We start from the raw sequence: 12965 nt of genomic DNA, 5'->3' as shown, positions 1-12965 counted from the left end.
CTTAAAATTCAACCTCTTCTATTCTTTCTGAATCTAAAGCTTCCAGCTCTTCGGAAACCTTACGTGTATCCAACAACAAATCGATGTACGAAGAAACATCTCGAATGGTAGAGCGTTGAAGCAACGCTTGAAGCTCTATCTCAACAGCAAATTCTGAATGTATAAGGTTCAACAATCGTAATGCGATAATAGAATGTCCGCCCAGTTCAAAAAACTTCGCAACCACACTGATTTCTTCGATAGACTTATCTAGCAATTCGGCCCACATTCGAACTAAAATTTGCTCTGTCGGTGTTTTAGCACCCTCAAATTTCGGTTTCGCTAAATCAACGATTCTTGAAATCAATTGATTTCTATCTTTTTTTCCATTAGGTGTTAGCGGAATGGAAGTGATATCTATAATCTGAGACGGTGTCATATAGTCAGGAAGTCTCGAGATTAGATACAACTCTAGGTCTTCTTGATAATTAGAGCCGACACTATCATTTAGAACGACAAACGCTATTAACCTCGATGCGTTGGAGTCTTCATCATCTACCTTTATTACGATGGCTGAATCTTGTACATACTCGTGCTGGCTTAAAACACTTTCTATCTCACCAATTTCAATTCGATAACCTCGAATTTTGACTTGATCGTCTGAACGAGAAATATATTCATAACGCCCATCACCCAAACGTTTTACGAGATCACCCGTAGCATAAACGACTTCGTCATCTATGTGCGGCAAGGTGAGAAACCGCTCAGATGTGAGTTCCGGTCTTCTCAGGTACCCTCTTGTTACGCCGCGTCCACCAATATGCAACTCACCGATTACATTATTCGGTAACAATTGTTTATTCTGGTCCAGAACATAGTACTGAGTATTCAAGATGGGTCTTCCAATACAAATTTGTTCACCTTCAATCTTTTCACAGCTAGACCAAACGCTAGTTTCTGTTGGACCATACATATTCCATAGTTCGCTTGTAGAATCCTTTATCTGAGACGCCAACTGCTTATTCAATGCTTCACCACCACAAAATGCTCGCAATCCCGAGAGAGAGGAATGCCTTGCATTATCCATTAGAAGCCGCCAAGTCGCTGGAGTTGCTTGCATAACTGTAATACCTTCAGATTCAATTTTATCTAACATTTGATCACTATTGATTCTGCACTTTTCATCGGCAAGACAAACTTTACCTCCGCTTATCAGCGGTAAGAATAATTCTAAAACATGAATATCAAAGCTTATCGGGGTAACAGCGAGTAACGAGTCATTATCCGAGAAGCCCGGAGTGCTTTTCATGGCAATTAAAAAATTAACTACATTACCATGCGTTACCACTACACCTTTAGGTGTTCCGGTTGAACCGGAAGTATAAATTACGTAAGCGACAGTTTTTTGACTATTTATATTATCTTTTAGAAGTAAGTTTTTCCCCGAATATTTATTCCATTTATATTTACTTTTAGCAATCTCGAATTGCTGAATTTCTCCTGGAATTTCCTTAACGATTTCCGTTGCTTTTTCACTACCAATCAAAGCCTTGATTTTAGAGTGCTCTATAACATACTTAATTCTTTCTTTAGGGTAATCTAAATCAATTGGCACATAACCCGCACCGCACTTCAAAACCCCTAAAATCGCAACTACCATCTCGATGGATCTTTCTTGTGCGACTGCAACAAGATCTCCTGATCGAACCTGACTTTCGATTAAATAACGAGCATATTTATTTGAGTCGGAATTCAATTGTTCGAAGGTAATTTTTGAACCATTAAACTCTATTGCTATATTATTTTTGTATTTTTCAGCGGCATTTTCAAAGAGCGAATTAATAGATAATTGCGATTCTATCGAGTTATAAAAATTATTAAAGTAAATTAGCTCATTAATCTCAACATGAGAGAGTAACGAATGTTTTATGTGTAACTCTTGAATATTATCTATGCATTTATTGCTCGCAGAGATAAAATATTCACAATATTTCTCTGCAAATTCTCGAGAAAATTTATCGGAATTATAATCTATGTATAAAACTATCTCATCAGCAGATGGATCTCTTAAGAGATTCACATACAAGTCAAAATTGGTTTGTTCATCATATGATGAATCGAGAATTTTCAATCGCTCATCTGAGGCCTTATCAATCTCGTTGTAGATATAAAAATGAGTATAATTAAACAATATTTCAGAAAACTCTTTTTGAGTTAAATTTTGAATGTGCGAAAGAGGAAGATGTCTTGATCGCATCATCTCATTTAACAGGTCTGCGGAGTGCAGAATTAGATCTGACCATGTAGCTGTACTTTCTAGCGTTGATACCACAGGAAAGGAGTTTAGAAACAATCCTAAGCCCTGCTCGGAACCTAGTACTTCTGGACGACCGTTGGTTACAACACAAGACATTACATTTTGTTGGCCAATTAACGTCGATAATGCCTTTAAATGCATAGCGAACAGCGTAGCTTGAATCGGCACATTTAAAGACTTGGAGATATCAAGAAGCTTTAGAGAGACAGGAATCAGTTTGTTATACGTTAGTTGTTCTCGTCGATTATTATCAACAACCTGTTCTTTGTGGTGTGAAGCTAGCTGCTGAACGGAAACATTTTCTAACTTTCGAATTAACAAAGATGGCTCTTCAGTACGAATTGAGTTAATTTCTGCAGCGATATAATCTCGAAATGTCCAATTTGTAGGTTTGGCACTAACATCTTTACCATCTAACAGCCGATAATAATTTTGATATAGCTCAACAATTAACGAGGCGCGGCTCCAGCCATCTAATATCGAGTGATGAAAAGATAGAACAAACTCAAACTCATCTGCACCCAGTAAAAAGATATCGATAGAAAACAGTGGACCAGAAAGCCAATCAAAAACCACACGTAGCTTCTCTTTCTTCCAGTCGTTAAATCGTGATCTTTGTTGTTCATGTGATAAATGAGTTAAGTCATGAACAAACAAGGGAGCATTTGAGTTCGAATGTACAACCTGTAATGGACGAGGCCCTGATAAATCAAAGCCTGTACGCAAAATTGGATGACGCTGCATTACCATGTGTAATGCCGTACGAAAATAGCTCTCTACAAAGTCCCCTTTCAAACGCATTGTATCGATATCGTGATAAACACCGTTGAACTCAGATAACTGGGTATGGAATACCATACCAGATTGTAGTGAAGACATCGGGTATACGTCGTCGAATTCATTCAATCGTTTAGTAATCTCAACTTGTTTAAGCAACTCAAACCGCTTTATCGGTTCGACACTTTGTAGTATTGATGAATCTTCTAAAGCGTCTGCTAGCTTGCGAATCGATTGATACTTAAATAAATCGCTGACGGTAATCTGAAGTCGCAGTTCCTGCTTTAATCTTGCAACTACTCTTACAGCAAGAATTGAGTCTCCACCGAGAGAGAAAAAGTTATCATCAATACCCAGTTTATCTATTTGCAACTCTTCGCTCCAAATGGATGCGATTAACCTTTGCATAGACGTATTTGGAGGAGATACCTCTGATGATCCGGATGTGTTAATATCAATTACAGGTAGCGCATTCCGGTCAACCTTTCCATTGTGAGATAATGGAATTCTATCTAACACCTGCCAGTATTTAGGTACCATGTATTGAGGTAATTTACACTCTAACTTCTTAATCAATTGATCAACGACATCATTATCTGTCAATATCGAGTTTTCTTCTTTCTGCCAATATCCTATCAAAGATGTTGTTGCACCAACTTTGCCAGAAATCACTACGGCATTCCTAACGTCCTCCATTTCAAGAACGACAGATTCAATTTCTTCCAACTCGATTCTAAATCCATTCAATTTGACTTGATGGTCAGTTCTACCTTTATAAACTAAGTTACCATCTTCATCCCAGCTAGCAAGATCGCCAGTTCGGTAAAGTCGACACTCCTTTCCGCAAATCATAGATTTAATAAACTTATCATCTGTAAGACCCTGATTATTGAAGTAGCCCCGGGCCAAACAAATACCGCTGATATAAAGCTCACCAATCACATTGATGGGTACCATTTGTAACTCTTTATCTAACACGAATAAGCTGACATTATGTATAGGCTTTCCGATAGGAATAGTCGCTAGATTTTGTTTATCACATTCATAATAAGATACATCTATTGCAGCTTCTGTCGGTCCATAGAGATTTGAGAGCCTTGCTTTGTTAGCCTTTAAGTGTTTATCGACAAGATCACTTGGCAAAGCTTCGCCACTACAAAATACCTGTTTTAAACTAATACACTCTGACCAACGCGGACTTTCTACAGCCATACGAAACATTGATGGGACAAAGTGTATTCGTGTTATCGACTTATCTTGAATAGTATCGACCAAAAGATCGATATCTTTGTGTACTCCAGGATCTGCTATAACTAAGGTAGCGCCATTTAGCAATGGCCAAAAGAATTCCCAGACTGACACATCAAACCCATAAGGTGTCTTCTGCAATACACGATCGGTGGAATTTAACGAATACTCAGACTGCATCCACTCTAGTCGATTAACTAATGCTTTATGCTCTATCATTACTCCTTTCGGATTTCCAGTGGAGCCTGAGGTATAGATGATATAAGCAAGGTTTTCTAGGTTATGGTTTAATCGCTTAATACTGGAATTTGAAAAATAAGTTTGTATTTGCTTTCTAAATTCAGAACTATCAATCGCGTGCAATCGCTCGATATTAAATGCTTTTAATTCTTGATAATATTTCTTACTAGTTAAAACGCTAGCACACTGACTGTTGGACAATATGTATTCTATTCTTTCACGAGGTAGTTCTGGATCTATTGGCAAATAAGCTTTGCCAGCACTCACAATTGATAATATTGCAATGACCATATCAACCGATCGATCAAAGTAAACGCCTATTGCTTCTTCGACGGCATCTGACTCATCAATTAAGAACTGTGCTAAGCTTTCCGTCAAACGATGCAACTCTTTATAGGTCAATTCGATATCATTATGAATTAGAGCGACTTTATCGGGTGACCGATTAGCTTGTTCGCGAAATAGTTGGTCAATGGTTGTAAGATTATCACTATCTACTAGATCTCCCACAGACATCGTATGAATTTTTTCATTAGAGTTCGAATCCAAAATCTTTAATGAATGAATATTGGAGTCGGAATCATTGATGAATTGTTCAAGTAGATTTTGAAAATAAATTGAGAAGCGATCAATGCTCGTAGCATTAAAGAGTGAAGTGTTGAACTCGATTTCTAATGCAAAGGAGTCCTGATTATTGACAACACTAAAGGTAAGGTCATATTTCGTACTACCAGAGTCATATTCTACAGGATCGATCTTTATCGACTTTGAATAGTATGGCTTATTTTTGCCGTCGACCATATTCAACATTATCTGAAATAATGGGGAATACTGAGTGCTACGTTCAGGACTAATTAAATCTACAATTTGCTCAAACGAAACATATTGATTTGCGTGCGCCTCAACATGTAGTTTCTTTATTTCACCCAAAAATTGCTGGCAAGACATATCGACACTAAGATCACTTCGTAGTACTAAGCTGTTAACAAAACAACCAAATGTCTTATTCAAACGACTATCAAACCGATTATCAATTGGCGCACCAATTACGACATCATCAGAATTACTTAAGCGCCCTATAAGCAAACTTAATACAGCATGAATCAAAACGAACGACGTTGTATTATTAGACCGTGCAAACTGAACTAATTGCTCGCTAATTTGAGACCCTAAATCATAACTCAGAGACTTTCCCGAGAACGATTGTTGAGTCGGACGAGGAAAATCCAAAGGCAAACTATGGACGAGTGGAAGTCCTTCGAGCTGATTCTTCCAGTAATCTATTTGATTTTTAGCACCATTGCTTTTCTCAAAGCTTTTCTGCCAGAAGCTAAAATCTGAATATTGCAAATCACTTACAGTCCCTATAACTTCTTGACTTTCATTTGTTGACTGATAAAGCTCTAGGAACTCCCGAAACAAAATATCGATTGATCGGGCGTCGGCAGCTATATGATGTATGTTTAAATATAATAGTAATTCAGACTCAGAATATTTGATTATTCCACAACGAATAGGCAAGTCACTCGATAGAACAAATGGTTTTTTATTATCAGAAACTATATAGTCCATTGTAGCTTGTTGACGTGAGCACTCATCTAAACTTGAAACATCGCGACACTCTAGTTCAAGTTCAAACGAATCAAGCACCCTCGCTTTTGGCTCTCCTTCTACAACTTCATAAATGGTCCGTAGTATTTCATGTCGTTCAATCAGTAGATTAAGAATATCTACAATTTCACTAGCAGTTATTTCTCCAGACAACTTAACGACAGTAGGAATATTATACTCGGTACCACTCGGGTTTAGTTGATGAAGGAACCAAAGTCTTCTCTGAACGTCCGAGATAACACCATTTTTTCTCTTGCTACTTTCTCTATGTAACAGAGGAAGGTCGATTTCTGAGCAAACGTTATCTTGAATTAATTCGGCTAGCTCCCTGACCGATTGACTCTTATAAACATCCTTTATGCTTAACTGAACATCGAGACGACTCTTGATATTCTCAATTAAGCTCGCAATCAATAGTGAATGCCCACCCATTTCGAAAAAACCGCTATTTAATGAAATAAATGAAACATCGACACTCAATAACTTAGAAAAAACATCAGCAATTACCTTCTGCGTCTCTGTTTGTGGTCTTTCACCACCATCAGAAAATGAAGATAACTTTAATTCAGACAACGATTTTTTGTCTATTTTACCATTTGCAGTAACTGGCCAACTCGCGACCACTGCATAACGAGTAGGTAGCATATAGCTAGGTAACTGAGACTTTAGATGACGGAGTATCTTCGAAGCTCCACTTTCTTTCTGGAAGGACTCGAGTAATTTAAAGTAAAGAACAAGACTTGTATTGTTATCTGCATCTTCACGAGTGATAACAAGAGCTGACTCTACGAACCACAAGCTCTCGACCAAGTTTTCAATTTCAGAAAGTTCTATTCTCTGACCACGAATTTTGACTTGTTCATCTATTCGCCCAACAAAGACCAGCTCATCTTGATCATTGATATAAACTCTATCTCCCGTACGATACCATCGGACAATATCAGAGCTTGCGTTACGTATTTCATAAAATACTTCTTTATTCTTGGCTTCGTTATTTAAGTATCCTAAAGCGAGTCCTGCACCAGATAAATAAAGTTCGCCAATACTGCCTGGTGGTAGACGCTGCTGATTCACATCTAACACTAGACATTCAACACCAGGAATCGCCCTGCCTATACTGACTGCTTCGCTATCCGGCATTAACTGCTTTATGGTACTAACAACAGCATTTTCAGCAGGTCCATAGCAATTAAATAGCATTCTACCTCTAGACCACCGTTTAGCTAATGTGATATCTATGCTTTCACCACCGACAGTTAGAACACTTAAACTATTGAATTTCTTTTCATTTAGCAGTCGAAGAAGAGATGGGGGAATAAATGCATAGGTAATTTTTTCTTCTTCTACGTATTGCGCTATGTTGTCTGGAGAGAGGAGTATTTCATTGTCTAGTATATGTAGCTCGGCACCACTACATAAAGCTAAAAACATATCCCAGATTGAAGCATCAAATCCAAATGATGACAATTGTAAAATCCGGCTTTTATGATTCAATTGAAATTTTGGAATTAGAAACTCTAGTAGATTGACAATTCCCTTCTGAGTATTTAAAACTCCTTTCGGTACTCCAGTTGAGCCAGACGTATATATTGCATAAAGTGCTTCATGATTCGAAAACTCAAGTTCCTCAATCGGCTCTACCTCTGACTCAAATATTAAATCTATTGATATCGACTTAACATCATGTAAGTATTTTCTCATCATGTGTGAAAAGGTTAATAACATGGAAGCTTTGGAATCCGATAGAATATGCCTTATTCTTGCTTCAGGATAACGGTCATCAATTGGCAAAAATACAGCGCCAACTTTAATAGTTGCCAAAGCTGCCACCACATAACATTCACTCCGAGGCAATAACGTTGCAACAACATCACCGACACTTACACCACTATCCATGAGCTTCTTTGCAATGATGTTCGACAAAACATTCAATTCTTGAAAGGTAAATCGCTTATCATTAAAAACCAATGCAATACTTTCTGGAATCGATTGAGCATTAGCAATAAATTTATCTAGAACTGTTTTATTATCGAAACCAGGCTCTTTTAATTTGGGATGAGACGTTAAAAACACTTCGTCCTCATTGGAAACAATACCAACTTTAGCCAAGTCCCTAACATTTGGATCTATTAAAGACTTAAAGTATTGGTGAAACGCATAATCGAGTCGATCGATAGTCTTTGAACTGAATAAAAGTGAATTATAATTCCATAGCATCTCGATACTTGTTGAGCTAGTAATAATTGTCAACTCTATATCAAACTTATTTTCACTTTCTTGGTATTCCAATATTGAACTAGACAGCCCATCAAACTCAGCAGAAACATTGGCCTTTTCTTGCAAAGAAATGGATATTTGAAATAATGGATTTTGATTGGAATATCTATCCAAGCTCAATGCATCAATGATTCTTTCAAATGGAACATGACCATGTTGCTGAGCATTTATGTGATTGATTCTAGTCAGATCCAAAAACGCTTCTTTATCATTAATATTGGCAACAACCTTCAACGGAATCATGTTTACAAAGAGTCCCACAACATCTTGAAGATTTAACTCTGAACGCAAATCAAACGGAGTACCAATAAGCACTTGCTCTTGTTGAGTAATACGACCTACAGCTAAACCAAGAGTACTACTTAGTAAAGAAAAGATAGTTAGCTTTTTCTCCTGACAAAATTGCTTTGCCAGATTCCAGCTGCTCATATTTAATTGCGAATTTAAGGTTGCACTTTTACTATGATTGGATCTGCTACCAATCATCGGTATAGAGTGAAGAGCCGGCGCATCAGTGAGAAAGTCTATCCAATAAGAGAGAGAGGCTTTTTCGGAACTCTCCTCTTGATACTGATGATACTCCCACTCAGCGTAATCTATGTATTGGAGATGCTTCTCGTCGAAATCAGTCTTTTTAGTAGAATTAAGTTCGAGATAGAGCTGCTTTAACAGTATATCTACAGAGCGAGCATCAGCAGCTATATGATGTAAATTAATTATCAGTACTTTTTGTTCTACACCTTCAATTAAAGGGCCTAACAATAAAGTAGCTCTTATCTTAAGTGCTTCACTTAAATCAAAAATGTGTTGCTTTTCATTGTAAACGACTTTGTCTATCTGCGTAGCAAACTCCGTTTGCTGGATGTTTTGAAAATCCGAAACAGGCATCGAGAGAATGGCATCCTCACTCGCCTGCTGCACAACCTTACCATTAAAATCAAAAATACGACTTTTAAGGACATGATGATTTGCGATTAACTTATCAATAGCAGATTCTATGGTGTTGGATTTTAAAGGCCCAAGAAACTGGAGGGCCATGACCATATTGTAACTTGGATCTCCCCCATTTAATCTATCAATGAACCATAGTCTTTGTTGAGCTTGTGACAACACACCAGCGGAATATTGATTTGTCGTCTTTTTAATCGATACAGGAACACTGTCTATTGCGGACTCATCAATGACACAAGCCAGCCTTCTAAAATTCGAGTTGTCAAACAGATCCTTTACGCTAAGTTTAACTTTGAAATGAGTATGAATTCTTGCAATTATTTGAATTAAGAGAATTGAGCTACCACCGAGTTTAAAGAAATCACTCGTGCTACCTATAATATTTGCATCGATACTTAAAACATCTGACCAAATTCGAGCTAGTACTTGCTCCGTTTCAGTCGTTAAATCATCATTGGAATTGAGGATAAGTTCTTCGTTTCCTAACTTTAAAGAACTTCTATCAATCTTACCATTCGGTAACATAGGAAAATTCTCGACTACAATTATCCGATCGGGAACCATATAACTAGGTAGTTTTGATCTCAAAACTTCTTTCACCAACGATTCGACTTCATTAGTCTGTGAAGTAGTCACCCAAGCGACGATTTTTTTGGTACCTGAGGATAATGTATCAATAGACACAACAGCTTGGTTTATTGAGGGAATCGCTTCAATAACTTGATTAATTTCACCTAGTTCGACTCTAATCCCATTTAGATTAACCTGTTCATCTCTTCGACCTAAGAACTCCAATCCGCCACTATTATTAAATCTAACCAGATCACCTGTCTTATAAAGTATCTTTCGACCACACTTCGAGGCCAAGAAGCTTTGAGTTGTTTTACTCTCTAAATTGAAATATCCATCAGCTATGCACACTCCTCCGACATGTAATTCCCCAACGGCACCATAAGGTACTTTCTCACCTTCCTCATCGAGTACATACAATTGTCGATCACCAATCACATACCCGATGTCGTTCGCTTTTGAAGCCGCTTCAATTTCTTGTATCGTTGTTGTAATAACTGCTTCCGTCGGTCCATAAGCGTTGTAAAGCTTAATTTGATCGCGTAGACCAAGGTCATTCCATTTATCTATCGCAAACTGGCTTAAACTTTCACCACCGACAATGATTCTCCGTAGCTTGTTATTGCTCCAGAATTCTCGTTCAGTCGTGGCTAGCACTTGGGTAAAGTAACTAGGATTTAAATCAAGTGTTGTAATATCAAAATCATTGATATAAGTGAACAAGTCCTCAGAAGAGAGCAATATTTGTTGCGAAAGGACCACCTCTCCGCCACACAGTACGGTTGCCAATGTTTGCTCTAAAAAGGTATCAAAACTAAACGACGTGCAGTTAAAAAAAGTATCCGTCTTATCAAGATTGAAATATTCGATAACTGATTGAATATGTAAAGAAATAGCTCTTTGACTGACAATGACACCCTTAGGCTGACCAGAAGAACCAGAGGTATAGAGCATATATGCCTTATTATCTAAATCAACTTCTGGCAATTCGAACGTTTTATCTAGTTTCTCATTGAATATATTTTCATCGATAACAAATGGAGTATTTAAGCATTCGTCAAGTTTCGCTATAAGATTCTCTGTCGATAACAAGCAACTTATATTCGCGTCGTCAAGCATAAAATGAATTCTATCGGCTGGATAACTATGATCTAACGGAATAAAACAACAACCCATTTTAATCGCAGCAATTAAATACACGACCAATTCATAATTTCGTTCAGCATATATACCAACATTCATTCCCGGCTTGATACCATGTTCTAACATTCGAATAACTATCAAGTCAGAGACTTCATCGATGTGTTTATACGTAAATTGCTGACCATTTGCAGTAATCATCGTATTACATGCGTGCTTAGCAAATGATTCCTGCATTAAAGCGCTTAAAGTTTTACAGCTTATAGATGAGTCTTCTTGAACATGCTCGTTCACTTTGTCCAATTTAGTTAGATCGGAAAAGGTAAGCTTCTTATTGATCTCCAAAGGCTGACTGCTGCCGGCCTCAGTTAAAAACGAGATAAACAACTCTACATAATCATCAAGTCGCTCTATAGTAACCCTACTAAATAAACAACTGTCATAATCCCAGATAATCTGTACACGGCCATTGCTAATCTCAGCGGTTATGTCCAACTCTGCTTTTAAGGACAGTTTATTTTCTGGCTCGAATGATAAATTTAGACCACCCACCTCCATTAATAAGTCACTTTTCTCAACTACTGAGAAAAGAATTTGGAAAATGGGCGAATAAAAGCTAGAACGTTCTACTTGAGTTGCTTCAATAACCTTTTCGAATGGAATATGCTGATACGAAAGCGCCTTGTAAATATGTTCTCTTTGTTGCGATAGAAAATCGCCAACAGTTTTAACTGCCAAGTTTGAACGAATCGCAATCGTATTGACAAACATACCTACTACGTCAGTGAATTGATTGTTGCCCCGATTCGCAACAGGTGTACCAACAATCACATCAGTAGAATTTTCGACTCTACCAATTGATAAGGCAATAACACTTTGAAGAAAGGTAAACAGAGTGATTTTTTCCTCAGACAACACATTTTGGAAATTATTTAAATCATATTTTCTATGACTCACATATCTTTTTGGCTTTGGGTCCTCGTCATTAGACCTAGTCGACTCAATAGGCAAACCATGAAGCGCCTTGCTGTTTGAAAGATAACTTTTCCAAAAATTAATACCCTGAATGAAGTCAGTTTTAGGACTTTGAGACGCTGACCAAACTAAGTAGTCGAAATAATCAATTTGACTTTGATCAATAAGCGGCTCTTTATTACAACTAATTTCATTATAAAATTCAGAAAAGTCCTTAATTAACAAGGAAAATGAGTACCCATCAAAAACTATATGATGTATGTTAAAAAACAAAAGTTGAATCGTTTCGCTTTTTCCTTGAAACTCAAAGTATTTAACTCTTACTAATGGCTCATTCAGGAGATCAAAAGGTTTATTTACCTCTATCAATAGATGCTTATCAATTTCTTCCTCTATTATTGCATCAAAAACGACATGCTGATATTCGACATTAATTTGAATATATTCCCTTCTAGTCAGATAAGGAATGTTATCGATCTCAATGAATGATGAGTTCAAAATCTGATGCTTTTGCAAAAGGCGAGCTATCGAATGTTTAGCAATTTCGATGTCGAAATTACCATGCACTCTAAGTCTCGCAGGCATACTATATTCGTTGCTATTTGGATTAACCTTAAAAGAGAACCAAATCTTATTTTGCGCTTCGGATAAAGAGTACTGCTTGAGTGGAGTGGACTTTAATACTTGATATTCTAAGTCTTCTGAGTCCTTATTGTTTTTTATCCAATCTATTAAATCAGCTTTATTGTCTCTTATTTTTTGCGCAATTAATGTAGTTATCGAGCCAGGTTTCGCTTTGGTTTTTAAACGCCCGTCCTCAACAAACAGATGAATTTCTTTTCTTCCAAGCTCAACTATTAGATGTTTAATTTTATCCATG

The 12965-nt window shown here is 37.2% G+C and carries 1 protein-coding gene; it reads right to left on the bottom strand.

The features are described 5' to 3' along the window. Nucleotide 1 precedes the first annotated feature (1 nt). Complete coding sequence (locus tag Q9312_RS19130) at nucleotides 2-12964, bottom strand: non-ribosomal peptide synthetase (protein ID WP_309202462.1); 12963 nt, start codon at nucleotides 12962-12964, stop codon at nucleotides 2-4. Nucleotide 12965 lies beyond the last annotated feature (1 nt).

The organism is Pleionea litopenaei (assembly GCF_031198435.1).
GTDB lineage: Bacteria > Pseudomonadota > Gammaproteobacteria > Enterobacterales > Kangiellaceae > Pleionea > Pleionea litopenaei.
This window is presented reverse-complemented; position numbering and strand designations above follow the sequence as displayed.

Excerpts from the sequence above, each read along its gene's own strand:
- Q9312_RS19130 (WP_309202462.1), bottom strand. The coding sequence starts at position 12,964 with ATGGATAAAATTAAACATCTAATAGTTGAGCTTGGAAGAAAAGAAATT.